The sequence below is a fragment of the Streptomyces pratensis genome (genome assembly GCF_037137275.1).
Taxonomy (GTDB): Bacteria; Actinomycetota; Actinomycetes; order Streptomycetales; family Streptomycetaceae; genus Streptomyces; species Streptomyces pratensis_B.
The window spans coordinates 52957-71593 of sequence record NZ_JBBBEN010000087.1; the positions used below are offsets into that span (position 1 = coordinate 52957).

Genomic DNA, 18637 nt, shown 5'->3' on the forward strand with positions numbered 1-18637 from the left:
TGATGGGTGTGAGGGCCCTGGGGCCGCCTGCCCCCCTGCTTCCCCCGCCTTTCCCCTCTCCCTTCATCCTGGGTCCTCCCCGGCCCCTTCCGCCACCGCCAGCCGGATGCGCCGCATGCCCCGCCGGGCGTGACTCTTCACCGTGCCCAGCGGCAGGCCGGTCCGCTCGGAGATCTGGGCGTGCGTGAGGTCGTCGAAGAACGCCATGCGCAGCACGTCCCTCTGCGGCCCCGGCAGGCGGCCCAGCTCCTGCGCCACGAGCACGCGGTCCAGAGCTGCCTCCGGCCGGTCGCCGGCGGCCGACGGGACGAGTTCCTCGCGCGCGGCCGCCGCCGCGGCCAGCTCCGAGCGGCGGGTCCGTGCCGCATGGGCGTCCGCGATCTTGCGACGGGCGATTCCGATCAGCCACCCCGGCAGCGGGCCGCGCAGCGGGTGGTATCCCTGCCGACCGCGCCAGGCGGCGAGGAATGTCTGCTGGGCGACGTCCTCGGCCTCCCGGGCGTCCCCCAGCGAACGCGCGGCCAGCGTGTGCACGAGGGCGCCCCATCGCCGGTACACGAGAGCGAAGGAGTCCTCGTCCCCCCGCACGAAGCCCTCTATGAGTTCCCGCACCTCCGCGGCGTCGTCGCCGGGGGCGACGGCCGCCGCCACTCCCGACGGGCCGACGAGCGTGGTCATGACTGTCCGTCCTCTCCACCAGGGGAACCGGTCTGCCGCCGGAGGCCGACGCCCCCCACCGGCCACGAGCCCGCGAGAGCCCGGCGGCAGGCGGCAGAACAGTCCGCTGCGTCCCGTCGGCCACAGACAACCGCCTGGCCGACTCCCGGGCAACATGCATCGTTTCTGCGTCGTATGGTGGGTTCATGGAACCGGACGGCAGCATGCTCGCGGACGCGCCGGCGAAGTCCGCCGGGGGCCCGGCCGGCACGGGCCTGACCACCGGCGCGGTGGCCCGCCTCATCGGCGTCGCGCCGACGACCCTGCGCTCCTGGGACCGCCGCTACGGCATCGGCCCCGCCACCAGGGAGGGCGGTCGGCACCGCCGCTGGACCGACGCCGACATCGCCGCCCTGAGGGCCATGTGCCGCCTGACGAGCGCGGGCATGCCCCCTGCCGAGGCCGCCCGCACGGTGCTGGCGGGTTCCTCCCTGCCGGCCGCGGTGACGCCGTCGGCGACCCGGCGCGCCTCCCGGGCCCCCGGCCCTCTGCCGCTCGGCAGGGTCCGCCGGGAGAGCCGGGGCCTCGCCCGCGCTGCGGTCCGGCTCGACGCGCAGGCGATGGACGACCTGCTGGCCGAGGTGCTCCACCGGTACGGACTGCCGGCGGCCTGGGACGAGGTGATCATGCCGACGCTGCACGCCGTGGGGCGGAAATGGCAGTCCACGGGAGAGCGTTACGTCGAAGTCGAGCACCTGCTGTCCTGGCATGTCTCCAGCGCGCTGCGGCGGATCGCGGCGCCCTGCCCGCCCACCGTCTCGTCAGACGTCTCGCTGCTGGCCTGCACCCCGGGCGAGTCCCACACCCTCGCTCTTGAGGCGCTCGCCGTCGGACTCGCCCAACAGGCCCTCCCGGTACGGATGTTCGGCGCCGCTCTGCCTGCCGGAGCGTTGGAGGAGGCGGTGCGCCGCACGGGCCCCGCGGCCGTCGTGCTGTGGTCCCAGTCCCGCACCACCGCCAGCTCCTCACTCGTGGCGCGGGTGGAGTCGATCGAGTGGGGCGTACGGGGCGCACGCCGACGGCCGGAGGTCCTCGTGGCCGGTCCGGGATGGGCCGGGCGCCGGCCGCCCGGCGCCCGGCACCCGGCCTCTCTGGGCGAAGCCATGGACGCCCTCGCCGCGATCAGCGGGCGCTGAGCCCCGCTCCCCCTCCCGGCGCGGTAGGCCCGTCAGCGCAGAAAGTCCGCCAGCCCCGTCAGAAGCCGGTCGACGTCGTCCGCGTCGTTGTACGCGGACAGCCCGACGCGCAGTCCGCCGCCGTCGCCGAGGCCCAGGTGACGGGAGGCCTCCAGGGCGTAGAAGGAACCGGCGGGAGCGTGCACGCCCGAGCGGGCCAGGAAGCGGTAGGCGTCCGTCGCCTCCCTGCCCTCGAAGGTGAGGAGCAGCGTGGGGGTGCGCTCACCGGCCCGGGAGTGCACCGTCACCCCGTCCAACCGACGCAGTCCCGCCTCGACGCTCTGCCGCAGCGCCGCCTCGTGGGCCTCGATCGCCGCGTAGGCCGCCCGCAGCCGCTCCGGCCGGCCGTCCGCCGTGCTGCCGCCCAGGCCGGCGATGAAGTCCACTGCCGCGCGCGTCCCCGCCAGCGACTCGTACGGCAGAGTACCCAGCTCGAAGCGTTCCGGCACGGCGTCGGTGGACGGGGCGAGCTTGTCCGGGCGCAGGGTGTCGAGCAGTTGTGGCCGGGCGCTGAGCACTCCGTGGTGGGGCCCGAAGAACTTGTAGGGCGAGCAGACGAAGAAGTCCGCGCCGAGCCGCCGGAGGTCCACCGGGTGATGGGCGGTGAGATGGACGCCGTCCACCCACAGCAGCGCGCCCGCCCGGTGGACGAGCTCGGCGATGGCCGGGACGTCGGGCCGGGTGCCGATCAGATTGGACGCCCCCGTCACCGCGACCAGCCGGGTCCGCTCGGTGAGGTGTGCCTCGACGGACCGCGCGGGCAGCTCCCCGGTGGCCGGGTCGAAATCGGCCCATCGCACCACCGCCCCCGCCCGTCCGGCGGCCTGTACCCAGGGGCGGATGTTGGCGTCGTGGTCGAGTCGGCTGACCACGACCTCGTCCCCCGGCCTCCAGGTGTCGGCCAGGGTGCGTGAGAAGTCATACGTGAGCTGGGTGGCGCTGCGGCCGAACACGATCCCCGCCGGATCCGCGCCCAGCAGGTCCGCCATCGCCCGCCGGAACGCGACGACGATCGTCTCCGCGTTGACCTCGCCGGGCAGGCCGGCGCCCCGGATCGACAGGGGCCGGCTCCACGCCTCACCGACCGCGGCGATGACGGACGCCGGGGTCTGTGTGCCGCCCGGCCCGTCGAAGTGCGCCGTCCCCGACCGCAGGGCGGGAAACCGCTCACGCACCGCGTTGACGTCGTACGACATGCCAGGCTCCTCACTTCGCTGCACGGACGGGACGATCATCGCAGGGCGGCGTCGCACGGTGGAAGGGCCGACGGCGCCGAAAGCCCTCCCCGCACCGGGGGCCGCTCGAAAGGCGGGGGCGCGCCGGGCGGGCAGCGTTTTCGCGCGGGCGCACTGCCCCGCACCGCATATGCGCCTTGGCGTGCGAGATAACGCCCAGGGCGTGCGGAAATACGCCGTCCCGCGTCGGGGAGATCATCCTATGAAGCAATTTCTCGCGCAGGGGGAACTGTTCCGGCTTCCCGTTCCTTCCGGTATTCCGAACCCGGGCGAATCCCCTCTGCTTTCGATGGTCTGGTGGAGATTAAAGCCGTGGAAAGAGGAAATAGATGAGCTGGGCCGATGAAGCTGGGGGGCATCGGTTCACGTCACGGTCCGATGGTGTCGGAGCCGGGCGTCCGGAAGGCGCCGGCGCAGAGCCGGCTGCTGCCTCCCCGGCTGGTCCATCGCCCCATCAAGCTGCTCTGAACTGCATCGATGGTACGAGCGATGGTCTCTCTCCTGGATTGCGTTCGCGTGTGGAGGGTCACGGATGGGCGAGTTCGAGCGGTCCGTCGATGGCAAGATATATTCGACCGGATATCCGGTCGGGAAGAGGGGCGGGGGCGCATTGTGCCCAGCGCGCGCCCTGCGTGTGACTGCCTACCCCATACTCTTACTGGCCGTCGTCCTGGTGGGCTCGGCGGCACTGCGGTTCGATTGGGACCCCTCTCGGGTGAGCCCGCTTTTCCTCGTCGCGACGCTCCTCTACCTGGCCCTGCTCGAACGGCTGATTCCTTACGACCGGAACTGGCACCCGAGAAATGAGGAGTGGCGCTGGTACGGCGCCTACTTCCTGCTCACCATGGGCGGCAGCGCACTGGCGCAACTCCTGGTCACGCTGGCCGTCGGATGGCTCTCCCCCCAGGAGCCGGCCCGCCACCTCGCAATCGAGGTCCCCGGAGCCCTCCTGGCCGGATCGCTCGTCGGCTATCTGGCTCACCGGCTGGGTCACACCAACCCCCTGCTGTGGCGGCTGCACGGCATCCACCACGTTCCGCAGAAGGTCAACGTCGCCAACAACGGCGTCAACCACGTGCTGGACATCGTCCTGGTCCAGAGCCTCGTCCAACTGACTCTGGCCCTCGCGGGGTTCTCCCGCTCAGCCGTGCTGGTGACCGGGCTCTTCGTCGCCGCACAGGGGTACTTCGTCCACGCCAACATCGACGTGCGCATCGGCCCGTTCAACCATCTGCTGGCCAGTCCGGAGCAGCACCGACTCCACCACAGCACCGACCTTGCCGAGGCCGGGCACTACGGCTCCGACCTGTCGTGCTGGGACCACCTCTTCGGCAGCTTCACCTGGCGCCCCGGCCGCGAACCGGCAGCGGTCGGCCTCCACGACCCCGCCTCGTTCCCCGGCACCGGCGACATCTTCGCAGGCCTCCTGCACCCCTGGCGACGGAGACCCGAACCGGACCTCCGACCGGACTGACCGCCGACCCTTCGACGCGGTTCACCACGACTTGAGGAGCTCGACATGGCCGACGCGAACAACCGGGCGTCACGGAGCAAGGTGGCGATCGTCGGGATGGGCTGCCGGCTGCCCGGCGGCGCATCGGACCACCGCGCCTTCTGGCGCAACCTGGTGGAGGGCAAGGACTGCGTCACACCGACACCGCCCGACCGGTACGACGTCGGCACGCTCGGCAGCCGTTCCCGGGACCGGCCCGGACGCCTGGTGGGCTGCCGTGGCGGATACATCGACGGTTTCGACGAGTTCGACCCGGAGTTCTTCGGCATCAGCCCCCGCGAGGCCGACCACATGGACCCGCAGCAGCGCAAACTCCTGGAGGTGGCCTGGGAGACGCTGGAGGACGCCGGACAACGGCCCGCGGACCTCGCCGGCGGCCGGGTCGCCGTCTACGTCGGCGCGTTCACCCTGGACTACAAGATCCTCCAGTTCGCCGACCTGGGCTTCACCTCACTGGCCGCGCACACGGCGACCGGGACGATGATGACCATGGTGTCGAACCGCATCTCGTACTGCTTCGACTTCCGCGGCCCCAGCCTGTCGATCGACACCGCGTGCAGCTCCTCCCTGGTCGCCGTGCACCTGGCGTGCCAGGCCCTCGGCAACGGCGAGAGCGACGTCGCCCTGGCCGGCGGCACCCTGTTGCACATGGCCCCGCAGTACACGATCGCGGAGACCAAGGGCGGCTTCCTCTCGCCGGAGGGCCGCTCCCGCCCCTTCGACGCCGCCGCCGACGGCTATGTGCGGGCCGAGGGCGTCGGCCTCGTCGCGCTGAAGCGGCTGGAGGACGCCCTGCGCGACGGCGACCGGATTCATGCCGTGATCCTCGGCAGCGGGGTCAACCAGGACGGGCGCACCAACGGGATCACCGTGCCCAACCCCGACGCACAGACCGACCTCATCCACCGGGTCTGCGGCGAGGCGGGCATCACCCCCGGCGCGCTCCAGTACATGGAGGCGCACGGCACCTCGACCCCGGTCGGCGACCCGATCGAGGCGGGCGCCCTGGCCCGCGCCCTGGCGGTCGGGCGCGCGCCGGGCGCCCGCGCGTACGTCGGCTCGGTGAAGGCGAACATCGGGCACACCGAGTCCGCCGCCGGAATCGCCGGACTGATCAAGACCGTCCTGTGCCTCGAACACCGGCAGATCCCGCCCCAGATCAACCTGGAACACCTCAACCCCGCCATCGACCCGGCGTCCCTGCCCTACGAGATCCCCACCCGCCTCACCGCCTGGCCCGACCACGAGGGGCCCGCCCGCGCCGGGGTCAACTCCTTCGGATTCGGCGGCACCAACGCCCACGTGGTGCTGGAGGAAGCCCCGCCGCACCCACCGGAGGCGGGCCCGGAGCCGCCCCCAGAGCGCGGCTGGAGCATCCTGCCGCTGAGCGCCCGGCGTCCGGACGCCCTCGCCGCGATGGCGACCGGCATCCGCGGCGAACTGGCCGGCGGGCCCGGCCCGGCCGTGTCCCTCGCCGACCTCGGCCACACCCTGGCGCACCGCCGCCAGCACCTCCCGGAGCGGCTGTCTGTCGTCTACACCTCCCGCGCCTCCCTCGACGAGGCACTGGCCGCCCACGAGCGCGGCGAGCCCCACCCCCGTGTCGTCCAGGGCCGCGTGCGGGAGGCCGACGGGCGGCGCTCGGTGTGGGTCTTCACCGGCATGGGTCCCCAGTGGTGGGGCATGGGCCGCCAACTGCTGCGGGAGGAGCCGGTGTTCCGCGACGCCGTCCTTCGGTGCGACCGGGCCGTCGCGGAGTTCGCCGACTGGTCCCTGCTCGATGAGATGTCCGCCGACGAACCCGACTCCCGGATGGAGGAGACCTGGCTCGCCCAGCCGGCGAACTTCGCCGTGCAGGTCGGCCTGGCGGCGCTGTGGCGGTCCTACGGGGTGCGCCCGGACGCGGTGGTCGGGCACAGCACCGGTGAGATCGCCGCGTTCTACGAGGCGGGCGTCTACTCACTGCGCGACGCGGCCCGGATCGCGGTCCACCGCAGCCGGCTCCAGCAGAACCTGGCCGGCGCCGGCGCCATGCTCGCGGTGAGCCTGCCGGAGGCCGAGGCGGAGCGCCGGGTGCGCCCCCACCGCGACCGGATCTCGATCGCCGCCGTCAACAGCCCCGCCTCGGTCACCCTGGCAGGCGAGGAGGCGGCGCTGACCCTGCTGGCCGAGGAGCTGCGGGCCGAGCAGAGGTTCGCGAAGTTCCTCACCGTCCAAGTCCCGTACCACAGTCCCGCGATGGAGCGGATCAAGGACGAACTGCTCGCGGAACTCGCCCCTCTCGCGCCGCGACCGGCCCACACACCCCTCTACCTCACGGGCGCCGAGGGAACGGCTCGGGGCGAGGAGCTGGACGCCGCGTACTGGTGGCGGAACGTCCGCGACCGGGTCCGGTTCCGGGCGGCCGTGGACCGCCTCGCAGAGGACGGCCACCACCTCTTCCTGGAGATCGGCCCGCACCCGGTGCTCGCGCACGCGATCCGCGAATGCCTCGACGCACACGACGCTCAGGGGACCGTCCTCCCCTCGATCCGCCGCCGGGAGAACGAGACCGAGCGCTTCGCCGCATCCCTCGCCTCACTCCACACCCTGGGCGTCGACATCGACTGGCACGCCCTCCAGCCCACCGGCCACCCGGTCACCCTGCCCCGCCACCCCTTCCGTCGGGACCGCCACTGGACCGAGCCCCCCGCGGTCGCCCAGATCCGCCTGGGCCACCGCGACCACCCGCTGCTGGGCCGCCGCACCGACCGCACCGAACCGACCTGGCAGGCCCGCCTGGACACGGAGTCGCTGCCCTACCTCGCCGATCACCGCATCCAGGGCGCCGTGGTCTTCCCCGCCGCCGGATACCTGGAGATGGCGGCCCAGGCCGTCCTGCGACTCACCGGCCGCTCCACCGCCGTACTCGCCGACATCGACCTGCGCAAGGCGCTCTTCCTGCCCGACGGCGAGGACCGCGCCGTAGAGGTCTCCCTCTCCCTGGAGACCGCCGCCTTCACCGTCGCCTCTGCGGCAGGGGAGGGCGGGGAGCGGTCCGTGCACGCGAGCGGCGTCGTCCGCACCGGGCAGCGCCGCAGGACCGGCCCGCCCCTCGACGCCGACGCCGTCCGCACCCGAACCGTCCGGCGGCTCGACGGGCCGGCCTGCTACGCCGCGCTCGCCGCGCTCGGCTACCACTACGGGCCCGCCTTCCAGGCCGTCGAGGAGGTCTGGATCGGGGGCGGAGAAGCCCTCGCCCGCATCCGCCCTCCGCGCGCCGTCGGCGACGACGCCGCCCGACACCACCTCCACCCCGTCCTCCTCGACGCCTGCTTCCAGGCCCTGCTGACGCCGCAGCTCCTCGAAGACCCGGCGCCCGGCTCGGGGATCAGGCTGCCGCTCTCCCTCGACGAGATCGCGCTCGAACCGATCGGGGACCAGCCCTTCTGGGCGCACGCCACCCTGCTCCCCGGCGAGGAGGGCGCCACGCGGGGAGACATCGCCCTGTACGCAGAGGACGGCACGCCGCTCGGCCGAATTCACGGGTTCCGCGCCGCCGACGTGGAGAAGGCCGCGACCGCCGTCGCCCGCACCACGATCGACTCCTGGCTCGCGGAACCCGTCTGGAAGGACTGCGCGCCCACCCCAGGAGAGGCGGACGCCTCGCCGCCTCCCGGGGGCCGGGTCGTGACCGGCGCCCCGGCGGCCGGGAGCGACGCACCCGGGCGGCCGCCCGGTGCGGACAGCCGGTCCGGGCCCGCCGCGGCCGCGCGGGACCACGGCTGGCTGGTCCTCGCCGACACCCAGGGAGTGGCGGACGCCTTCGCCGCGCTCGCCGCGGCCCGGGGCGAGCGGTGCCGGCTGGTACGGCGGGGCGCGGCGTACACCGAGTCCCCGGACGGCGACACGTTCACCGTAGATCCCGCGTCCGACGCCGACCTGGAACGCCTCTTCGCCGTCGTGGACCGCGGCGACGGCCCGTTCGGCGGGGCCATTCTGCACCTGTGGAACCTCGACCGGCCGGACCTCTCGGCATGCGACCGGCAGGCTCTCGACGACCACACCGGCGCCGGGGCCTACTCACTCATCGCCCTGGCCCGGATTCTGCTGGCCCGAGGCGGCGGAGGAAGCCTGCACGTGGTCACCCGCGGGGCCCAGCCCGCCCTGCCCGGCGAGGCCGTCGAACCCCTCGGAGCGCCCGCCTGGGGCATCGGCCGCGTGCTGCGGCACCAGGAACTCACCGACCACCGGGGCAAGCTGATCGACCTCGACCCCCGACGGCGGCCGGGCCCCGGCGGTGACCGCGCCGACGCCGAGGCTCTGCTGCGCGAGGTGCTCAGCGACGACGAGGAGGAGATCGCCCTGCGTGACGGCGTCCGCCGCACCAGCCGCCTCCGCCCCACCGAAGGGCTCTCCCGCCCCCTGCCGCTGCGGCTGCGGGCCGACGGCAGCTATCTGGTGACCGGCGCGTTCGGCGCACTGGGACGGCTGTTGTGCCGCACTCTCGTACGGCGCGGGGCCCGCAGGATCGTCCTCATGGGCCGCACCCCCCTGCCCGCCCGCGAGAAATGGGCCGGCCTCGACCCCGCCACCGCGGAGGGGCGCGCCGTGCACCTGTTGCGGGAGCTGGAGACGCTCGGCGCACAGGCCGTCCCGGCGTGCCTGGACATCACGGAAGAGGACGCCCTGACCGGCTGGCTCGACGCCCACCGGCGGAGCGGCGCGCCACCCGTGCGCGGGGTGTTCCATCTCGCGGGCCAGGTCCGCGACACCCTGGTCACCGACCTGGACCGGCCCGTCTTCGACGCGGTGCACGACCCCAAGACCGTCGGCGCGTACCTCCTGCACCGCCATCTGCGGGACGAACCCCTGGAGCACTTCGTTCTCTTCGCCTCGGTCGCGTCCTTGCTGACCACGGCGGGCCAGACCAACTACGCAGCGGGCAACGCCTTCCTGGACGCCCTCGCCCACCACCGCCGCGCCCAGGGCCTGCCCGCCCTCAGCCTGGACTGGGGCCCCTGGGCCACCGGAATGATCGAGGAACTCGGTCTGGTCGACCACTACGTGCACAGCCGCGGCATGAGCTCGCTCTCCCCGGAAGCCGGCATGGCCGTCCTGGAACGCGTCATCGGACAGGACCACGCACAACTGGTCGTCGCCACCGTCATCGACTGGCCGACCTTCCTCGCCTGGTACCCCGCCCCGCCGCCGCTCGTCGCCGACCTGGCGGCGGCCTCCGCCCCGCCGCCTGACGCGGCGGCGGGCCACGGGTTCCTCGACTCCTTCCGCGCCGCCGACGAACAGACGCGCCGCACGCTGGTGACCGAGAGGTTCGCCGCTCTGTGCGCCGCGGTGCTCCGTACCGACGCCGACCGCGTCGACCCCGCGACCGGACTCGGCGAGCTCGGTCTCGACTCCCTGCTCGCCATGGAGCTGCGGGCCCGTATCCACGCCGACCTCGGCGTCGCCCTGCCCGTGGTCGCCCTGCTCAGCGGCGCGCCGGCCGGCGAACTGGCCGCCCAGCTCCACGACGGACTGACCGCCCTGGCCGCCGCCGACACCCCCGACGGCCCCGCCGGCGCCGTCGAACTCCACAGGGACGAGAGGAAGTACCCGCTGACGCACAATCAGAAGGCGCTCTGGTTCCTCAAACACCTCAACCCCGACGGGTACGCGTACAACATCGGCGGGGCCGTCGAGGTGAACGTGGAGCTCGAACCGGAGCTGATGTTCGAGGCCGTCCGCCGCCTCATCGCCCGGCACCCGGCGCTGCGCACCAACTTCCTGCTGGAGGACGGGCAGGCCGTGCAGCGGGTCTCCGCGGACGCCGAGCCGGACCTGGGCCTCTTCGACGTCCAGGACCAGGGCTGGGACACCATCCACGCGGCGATCGTCGCGGAGTACCGCCGGCCCTACGACCTCGCCCATGACCCGCTGGTCCGCTTCCGCCTCTTCAAGCGGGGCCCGGACCGCTGGGTGATCATGAAGGCCGTCCACCACATCGTCTCCGACGCCATCTCGACCTTCACCTTCATCGAGGAACTCCTCGCCGTGTACGAGGCGCTGCGCCACGGGCGCGAACCCGGGCTGCCGCCGGTAGAGGCGCGATACCTCGACTTCCTCAACCAGCAGAACGCCTTTCTGGCCGGCCCCGCGGCGGCGGGCATGCTCGAATACTGGCGCTCCCACCTGCCGGCCGAGGTGCCGCTCCTGGACCTCCCCGTCGACAAGCCGCGCCCGGCCGTCCAGACGCACAACGGGGCCTCGCAGTTCTTCGTCCTCGACGCAGAACTCAGCGCCCGCGTCCACGCCCTGGCCCGAGCCCACCGCGTCACCCCGTTCATGGTGCTGCTGAGCGGGTACTACCTCCTGCTCCACCGCTACTCGGGGCAGGACCACATCGTCGTCGGCAGTCCGGTGACCGGCCGCACCCGGCAGGACTTCTCCTCCGTGTACGGCTACTTCGTCAATCCGCTCCCGTTCCACGCCGACCTGTCCGGCGACCCGACCGTCGCCGAACTGCTGGAGCAGGTGCGCAGGACCGTGCTGGGCGGCCTGGACAACCAGGAGTACCCCTTCGTCCTGCTCGTCGAGGAACTGGGCCTCCAGCACGACCCCAGCCGCTCGGCGGTGTTCCAGGCGATGTTCATCCTCCTCACCCACAAAGTGGCGACCGAGCAGTACGGCTACCGCCTGGAGTACATCGAACTGCCGGAGGAGGAAGGACAGTTCGACGTGACGCTGTCCGTCTACGAGGACGAGGCGGACAGTCGCTTCCACTGCGTCCTCAAGTACAACACCGACCTCTTCCTCCCCGAGACCATGCGCCGCATGGCCGACCACTACACCCGCCTCCTGGACCGGATGACCCGGGCCCCGGGCGACCTGCCCGCCTCCCGCCTGGAGATGCTCGGAGCGGCCGAGCGGGAACGGCTCGTCGGCGAGTGGAGCCGCCCCGCCCTGCCCGCCGCCCCTCCGGACCCGGCCGGCCGGGCCGGGCGCGAGCCGTGCACCCCGGTCCCCGCGCGGATCGCCCGCGTCGCCGCCGAGCATCCCGCCGCGGTCGCCGTCACGTGGCCCTCCCCGCACGGCGACGCCTGCCGCATGACCTACGCCGAACTGGAGCGGCGGGCCGGCGACACCGCCGCCCGGCTGCGCGCCCTCGGCATCGGCGGCGGATCGGTGGTCGTGGTGTGCCTGGACAAGTCCCCGGAGCTCGTCGTCACCCTGCTCGCCGTGCTCAAGACCGGCGCGGCCTACCTCCCACTGAAGCCCGACCAGCCCGCCGACCGGCTCGCGCACCTCGTGCGGACCACCGGAGCCGGGCTGATCGTCACCGCCGGCGGCACGGGGGCAGGCCCCGCCGAGGACCTGCCCGCCCCGGCGGTGACCCCGCAGGAGCTCGACGGGACCGAACCGCACCCGGACGGCCCGCCCGCCGACGTGGACCCCGACTCCCCGGCCTACGTCATCACCACCTCCGGATCGACCGGCCGTCCCAAGGCCGTCCGGGTCAGCCACCGCAACCTCGCCTCCGCCTACGCCGCGTGGCGCGAGACGTACCGGCTGGAGACGGACGTGCGGGTGCACCTCCAGATGGCCGAACCCTCGTTCGACGTCTTCACCGGCGACCTGGTCCGTGCCCTGTGCTCCGGCGGCAACCTCGTCCTGGCCGACCGCGATCTTCTCTTCGACACCACACGCCTGTACCGGACGATGCGTCAGCACAAGGTGGACTGCGCCGAATTCGTGCCGGCTGTGGTGCGAGGGCTGATGGACCACTGTGAGCGCGAGGGGCTGCGACTGGACTTCCTGAGGTTGCTGGTGGTCGGGTCCGACGCCTGGAACGTGGGGGAGTACCGGCGGCTGAGCGCCCTGTGCGCTCCCGGCACACGCGTGGTCAACTCCTACGGCCTCACCGAGGCCACCATCGACAGCGCCTGCTTCGAGGGCCCCGTCGACGACCTGGAGCCCGGTCTGATGGTCCCGATCGGCCGCCCCCTGCCCAACAGCACCCTCCACGTCCTGGACGCCCACGGCGAGCCCGTCCCGCCGGGCGTGCCCGGCGAGCTCTGGATCGGGGGCGACGGCGTCGCGCTCGGTTATGCCGGCGACCCCCAGCAGACCGAGGACCGCTTCGTCACCCGGACCCTCGGCCGGGACGCGGACGCCCGGCCCGAACGGCTCTACCGGACCGGCGACATCGCCCGCTGGGACGCCCGCGGCCGGGTGCACCTGCTCGGCCGCACCGACGGACAGGTCAAGCTGCGCGGCCACCGCATCGAGATCGGCGAGATCGAGGCCCACCTCCACCGGTGGCCCCCGCTCGCCCGCGCCGTGGTCACCGTACGCACCGACACCCGGGGAGAGACCGCCCTGTGCGCCTACTGCGTGCCGCGGTCCCCAGCGGTGCTCGACGCCCGGGCCCTGCGCCGCCACCTGGCGCGCTCCCTGCCCTCGTACATGATCCCGTCCCACTTCGTCCACCTGCCCGCGCTGCCCCTGACGGCCAACGGCAAGATCGACACCGCGGCCCTGCCGGCCCCGCGCGCCGATGCGGGCGGACGGCCCCACGAGGAGCCCGTGACGCTCTACGAGACCACTGTGGCCCGCCACTGGAAGAGCCTGCTCGGCGTCGGACAGGTGGGCCTGGAGGATGACTTCTTCGAGCTCGGCGGCAGCTCGATCAAGCTCATCGAGCTCCTCCACCACCTGCGCACCGACTTCGGCGTCGGCGTCCCCGTCAGCATGCTCTACCGGGCCACCACCCTGCACGGCATGGCCGCCGCGGTCGAGGACGTCCTGCACGGCGCCGGCGCGGAGGACCTCCCCCATCTCACCTTCAACACCGGGCAGGGGACGCCCCTCTTCTGCTTCCCTCCCGCAGGCGGACACGGCCTCGTCTACCGGGGTCTGGCCGCCCATCTCCCCGACCACACCGTCATCGGCTTCAACTACCTGCCGGGCGAGGACAAGGCCGCCCGCTACGCCGATCTCGTGGAAGAGGCCTGGCCCGACGGGCCGTACCTCCTCCTCGGCTACTCCCTCGGCGGCAACCTGGCCTTCGAGACGGCCAAGGAACTGGAGCGGCGCGGGCGCCGCGTCGACCACGTCGTCATCCTCGACTCCCGTCGCATCATGGAGGCCTACGAGCCGGACGAGCACGGCCTCGCCGCCTTCGAGGCCGAACTCGCCGACCACCTGCGCAAGCACACCGGTTCCGAGGCCGTCGCCCGCGAGACGCTCGCCCACGCCGCCGAATACCTCGCCTTCTGCGGACGCACCCCCAACACCGGCACGGTCGTCGCGGCGGTCAGCGTGATCACCGACGAGGAGAAGGCCGCCCTGTACGCCGCGGGCGAGCACGGGACCTGGCACGGCAGCTCCACCGGCGTCACCGCCGTCCTGCGCGGCTCTGGCGTCCACGCGGAGATGCTCGACGCCAAGCACCTGCCCCGCAACGCCGAACTGGTGCGCACCGCCCTGACGGGAGGCGCGGCCCATGGCTGATGACCACGACGACTGGGCCAGCCCTGAGCGGACCCCCGGCACGCCGCCCCGCGTCATCGTCGTCGGCGCGGGCGTGGCGGGCCTGGCCACCGGCTGCTACGCGCAGATGAGCGGAGCCAGGACCCGCATCTTCGAGAAGCACGTGCTGCCCGGAGGCTGTTGCACCGCCTGGTCGCGCGACGGGTACCTCTTCGACTACTGCATCGAATGGCTCATCGGCACCTCCCCGGGCAACGACGCCCACCAGGTGTGGAGCGAACTCGGGGCCCTGGACGGAAAGACCGTCACCAACTTCGAGCTGTTCAACAAGGTCGAGGACGCGGACGGCCGGTCGGTGACGTTCTACAACGACCCGGACCGCCTGGAGGCCCACCTCCTGGGGATCTCACCCGCCGACGCCCGGCAGATCCGCGCCTTCACCCGCGACCTGCGAAGGTTCATCGACATCGAGCTCTATCCCTTCCTCACCGCACCCGCCCTGCGCTCCGTCCGGGAGAGGGCGAGGACCCTGCGCACGGTGCTGCCCGCCTTCCGGCTGTTCTGGCGGACCGCGGCCACCCCGATGCACGTCTTCGCCGACCGGTTCCAGGACCCGCTGCTGCGGCGGGCCTTCCGCAACATCTTCTTCCAGGACCCCCAGGGCTTCCCGCTGCTGCCCTACCTGTTCAACATGGCCGCGGCCCACCACGGCAACGCCGGCTTCCCGCAGGGCGGCTCGCTCGGGCTCTCCCGCTCGATCGAGGAGCGCTACCGGGGCCTGGGCGGCAGTGTCACCTACCGCGCCCGCACGGAGCGCGTCCTCGTGGAGAAGGACCGAGCCGTCGGTGTCGAACTGCGCAACGGCAAAAGGTACTTCGCCGAGCACATCGTCTCCGCCTGCGACGGCCGCACCACCGTCTACGGGCTGCTCGGCGGGCGGTACACCGGGCCCCGGATCGACAGGCTCTACACCGACGTCCTCCACCGCCCCGGAGCGCTCTTCCCCGCCGTCGTCTCCGCCTTCGTCGGCCTGCGCGGCGACCTGGCGCCCGGCGAGGCCCACAGCACCACCCACCTGCTCGCCCCCGACGACGCGGCCCGGCTCCCCGGCGCCCTGCAGGACAGCCTCGTGATCCAGGCGCGCTCCCGGTACTCCGCCGGGTTCGCACCGCCCGGCCACAGCGTCCTGCACTGCACCTACTTCAGCGACTTCGCCCACTGGAAGGACCTGCGCACCAGGAACCGCAAGGAGTACCGCCTGCGCAAGCGCGAAGTCGCAGACCTCGTCCGCGACTTCCTGGAACGCCGCACCCCGGGGACCGCCGACCGCATCGAACTCATCGACATCGCCACGCCCGCCACGGCCCACCGCTACACCGGCAACCTGAACGGTTCCATCCTCGCCTGGAAGGCGTTCTCCGAAGCCGACGACCTGTGCGCCCGCATGGTCGGCAGGGACCGCATGCGGCTGCCCGGTCTGAGCGGTTTCTCCATGGCCGGACAGTGGATCGGCATGGGCGGCCTGATCAGAGCCGCCTCCACCGGCCGCTTCGCCGCCCAGTACCTCTGCCGGGAGCTGGGCCTGGAGTTCCGCGCCCAGAAGAGCGAGGGGGCCGGACCCTGGCACCCCGGAAAGCTGGGCCGCCTCCCCCGGCTCGACCGGTCATCGGCACGGAAGGACGACGTCTCATGACCCCGCAGCACAGCGAGCGCACGCGACGCGGCGGGCGGCCGCCCAGAGAAACGATGATCATCATCGGCGGGGGTCTGGGCGGCCTGTCCACCGGGTGCTACGCCCAGATGAACGGCTACCGCACCCACATCCTGGAGATGCACGAGACGCCCGGCGGCTGCTGCACCGCCTGGGACCGCGGCGGCTTCACCCTGGACCCCTGCGTCAGCTGGCTCCTCGGCAGCGGCCCCGGCAACGAGATGCACCAGATCTGGCTGGAGCTGGGCGCCCTGCAGGGCAAGGAGATCCGCCACTTCGACGTCTTCAACATCGTGCGCGGCAAGGACGGCCGAGCCGTCTACTTCTACTCCGACCCGGACCGGCTGGAAGCCCACCTCATCGAACTCTCGCCCGGTGACGCCCGGCTGGTGCGCAGGTTCTGCGGCCAACTGCGCAGCTTCCGCAAGGCGCTCGCGGTCTATCCCTTCCTCAAACCCGTCGGCCTGATGGGCCGCCTCGAACGCTGGCGGATGCTCGCCTCGTTCCTCCCGTACGTCAACGCCGTCCGCACCACGATCACCGTGCTGATGACCGAGTTCTCCGCGAAGTTCACCGACCCCCTCCTGCGGGAGGCCTTCAACTTCATCCTGTACGAGAAGCACCCGGCCTTCCCCGTCCTCCCGTTCCACTTCCAGCTGGCCTCGCACGCCAACCTCTCCGCGGGCGTCCCCGAGGGCGGCTCCCTCAAACTGGCCGAGTCCATCGAAGCCCGCTACCGCCGGCTCGGCGGCCGCGTCTCGTACAACACGAAGGTCGACTCGGTGATCGTCGAGGACGACCGGGCGGCGGGCGTCCGGCTCAGCGACGGGAGCGAACTGCGCGCCGACATCGTGGTGTCCGCCTGCGACGGCCACACCACGACCATGAAGCTCCTCGGCGGCGCCTACCTGGGCGAGGACTACCGCAAGCTCTACACCCGCACCATCCACGAACCCGGCATGGTCTTCCCCGGCTACTTCACCCTCTTCCTCGGCCTCTCGCGCCCCTTCCCCCACGCGGACCCCTGCACGACGTACCTCCTCGACGACGCCACCGCGGCGGAGCTGACCGGAATTCGCCACCCCAGCGTCAACGTCCAGTTCCGCAGCCGCCACTACCCCGAGCTCTCCCCGGACGGGACAGCCGTCGTCTACGTCACCTACTTCTGCGACATCGCCCCCTGGCGCGCCCTGGACGAAGGCCCCGAACAGGTCACCCGCACCCGGGGCGGCCAAGAGCTGCACACCCTGCCCGTACGACACGGACGCGGCTACTACGCGGCGAAGAAACGGGCCCGCGAGGCGCTCGTCGACTTCCTGGAGGAGCGCTGTCCCGGCCTGCGGGACGCGATCGTCGTCCGCGACGTCTCCAGCCCTCTCACCCAGGTCCGCTACACCGGCAACCACGACGGCACGGTGCTCGGCTGGCAGCCGTTCGTCGAGAGCGGCGAGACCCTCGAGGAGCTGATCAAGAAGCACGGCCCGGGGCTCCCCGGACTGCGCGACTTCTACCAGTCCGGGGTGTGGGCCACCACCGGCGGACTCATCCGCGCGGCAGCCGCCGGACGTCATGTCATGCAGTTCGTCTGCCGTGACGACGGCAAGCCCTTCACCGCCTCCGTCGACGTCACCGCGCCGCCGCCCACCCACCGCGTGATCCCCGTTCCGGCACGCCCTTCACCGCCCGCGGGCCGGACGCGGGCGCGGCAGCCGGGGAAGGCAGGGCAGAACCCATGAGGATCGAGGAATGGGTGGTCCGTGAGCACGTCGGGGGAGCCCCCGACACGGACCGCATCTACGAGAAGACCGTGCGGGACGTCGAGGTCTCCCTGGCCCCCGACGAGATGCTCCTGCGCACGCTGTACGTCTCCGTCGACCCCTACCTCCAGGGCATCGCCCTCGACACCCCGATCGGCCGGCACATGGGCGCGGACTCGATCATGGAAGTGGTGGAGGCCGGGCCACGGGCCGCCCACCGCGTCGGCGACCTCGTCCAGGGCTTCGGCGGCTGGCGCTCCCACGTGGTCAGCACCGGCGCGGCCGAGCTCTGGCAGACCGGCACCTTCCCCATGGTCTTCCCGGCCTACCGCAGGCTCGACCCCCAGTGGTACGACGACGCGCTGCCGCTGGCGACCGCTCTCAGCGCGATGGGCGGCCCCGGCATGACGGCCTGGGGCACCCTCACCAACTACATGACGGTCAACCCCGGCGACACCTGTGTCGTCAGCGGGGCCTCCGGCGCGGTCGGCACGCTCGTCGGACAACTGGCGGCGCTCGCGGGCGCCCGGGTGGTCGGCACCACCTCGTCCCCGCAGAAGGCGGACTACCTCACCGGGATCGGCTTCGACGCCGTCGTCGTCTACCGTCACGGCGACAGCGCCGACCACGTCCGCGAGGCGCTCTGGCGCGTCGCGCCCGACGGCGTCGACCGCTACTTCGACAACCTCGGCGGCACGGTCACCGACGTGGTGTTCCCGATGCTCAACGTCGGCAGCCAGGTGGCCGTCTGCTGGCAGTGGTCGACCCAGGTCGGCGACGAGGGCACAGGCCCGCGGCTCCTGCCGTACCTGATGTTCCCGCGCGCGACCGTCCGCGGGATCTTCTCCCTGGAGTGGTTCACCGAACAGAACTGGCAGGACCTCCACACCGACCTGGGCGGCCGGGTGCGGCGCGGCGAGATCGTCTGCGACCACACCCTGCACCACGGCTTCGACGCCATCCCCGCCGCGTACCAGAGCCTCTTCGACGGCCGCGCCGCCAACCGGGGCAAAGTGCTCGTCCGGCTCTGAGCGCCCCGCCCCCGCCCGCCCATCGCC

The 18637-nt window shown here is 72.6% G+C and carries 8 protein-coding genes; 6 read left to right on the forward strand and 2 right to left on the reverse strand.

Annotation, left to right across the window (positions count from 1 at the left end):
• Positions 1–63: 63 nt before the first annotated feature.
• Positions 64–678, reverse strand: a complete 615-nt coding sequence (locus V9U70_RS13405) for an RNA polymerase sigma factor (protein ID WP_336675052.1) — start codon at positions 676–678, stop codon at positions 64–66.
• 185 nt (positions 679–863) lie between these two features.
• Here V9U70_RS13405 and V9U70_RS13410 point away from each other — a divergent pair, with 185 nt between their 5' ends.
• The gene (locus V9U70_RS13410) at positions 864–1853 is read left to right on the forward strand and encodes a MerR family transcriptional regulator (protein WP_336675054.1); all 990 of its coding nucleotides are present in this window, start codon (positions 864–866) and stop codon (positions 1851–1853) included.
• A 32-nt stretch (positions 1854–1885) separates the two neighbouring features.
• Here the strand turns inward: V9U70_RS13410 and V9U70_RS13415 are convergent, their stop codons facing one another.
• Entirely contained in the window at positions 1886–3088 is a 1203-nt protein-coding gene (locus tag V9U70_RS13415) for a cysteine desulfurase-like protein (protein WP_336675056.1), read from the reverse strand.
• 571 nt (positions 3089–3659) lie between these two features.
• Between V9U70_RS13415 and V9U70_RS13420 the strand changes: the two genes are divergently transcribed.
• The 5 genes from V9U70_RS13420 to V9U70_RS13440 are packed head-to-tail and all read left to right on the forward strand — an operon-like array spanning position 3660 to position 18610.
• Positions 3660–4601 carry a sterol desaturase family protein gene (locus tag V9U70_RS13420; RefSeq protein WP_336675057.1) on the forward strand — a complete coding sequence of 314 codons (942 nt, stop codon included), beginning with the start codon at positions 3660–3662 and terminating at the stop codon, positions 4599–4601.
• Positions 4602–4646: 45 nt separating this feature from the next.
• The gene (locus V9U70_RS13425; RefSeq protein ID WP_336675058.1) at positions 4647–14132 is read left to right on the forward strand and encodes a non-ribosomal peptide synthetase/type I polyketide synthase; all 9486 of its coding nucleotides are present in this window, start codon (positions 4647–4649) and stop codon (positions 14130–14132) included.
• Positions 14125–15804, forward strand: a complete 1680-nt coding sequence (locus V9U70_RS13430) for a phytoene desaturase family protein (RefSeq protein WP_336675059.1) — start codon at positions 14125–14127, stop codon at positions 15802–15804. Before V9U70_RS13425 ends, V9U70_RS13430 begins: the two co-directional genes overlap by 8 nt.
• On the forward strand, positions 15801–17558 hold the full coding sequence (locus tag V9U70_RS13435; RefSeq protein WP_336675060.1) for a phytoene desaturase family protein: 1758 nt from the start codon (positions 15801–15803) through the stop codon (positions 17556–17558). Before V9U70_RS13430 ends, V9U70_RS13435 begins: the two co-directional genes overlap by 4 nt.
• Positions 17555–18610, forward strand: a complete 1056-nt coding sequence (locus V9U70_RS13440; protein WP_336675062.1) for an MDR family NADP-dependent oxidoreductase — start codon at positions 17555–17557, stop codon at positions 18608–18610. Before V9U70_RS13435 ends, V9U70_RS13440 begins: the two co-directional genes overlap by 4 nt.
• Positions 18611–18637: the final 27 nt, after the last annotated feature.

What these genes read in the sequence shown, in the direction of transcription:
- V9U70_RS13435 (WP_336675060.1), top strand. Translation starts at nt 15,801, where the DNA reads ATGACCCCGCAGCACAGCGAGCGCACGCGACGCGGCGGGCGGCCGCCC.
- V9U70_RS13420 (WP_336675057.1), top strand. Translation starts at nt 3,660, where the DNA reads ATGGGCGAGTTCGAGCGGTCCGTCGATGGCAAGATATATTCGACCGGA.
- V9U70_RS13425 (WP_336675058.1), top strand. Translation starts at nt 4,647, where the DNA reads ATGGCCGACGCGAACAACCGGGCGTCACGGAGCAAGGTGGCGATCGTC.
- V9U70_RS13405 (WP_336675052.1), bottom strand. Translation starts at nt 678, where the DNA reads ATGACCACGCTCGTCGGCCCGTCGGGAGTGGCGGCGGCCGTCGCCCCC.
- V9U70_RS13440 (WP_336675062.1), top strand. Translation starts at nt 17,555, where the DNA reads ATGAGGATCGAGGAATGGGTGGTCCGTGAGCACGTCGGGGGAGCCCCC.
- V9U70_RS13430 (WP_336675059.1), top strand. Translation starts at nt 14,125, where the DNA reads ATGGCTGATGACCACGACGACTGGGCCAGCCCTGAGCGGACCCCCGGC.
- V9U70_RS13410 (WP_336675054.1), top strand. Translation starts at nt 864, where the DNA reads ATGGAACCGGACGGCAGCATGCTCGCGGACGCGCCGGCGAAGTCCGCC.
- V9U70_RS13415 (WP_336675056.1), bottom strand. Translation starts at nt 3,088, where the DNA reads ATGTCGTACGACGTCAACGCGGTGCGTGAGCGGTTTCCCGCCCTGCGG.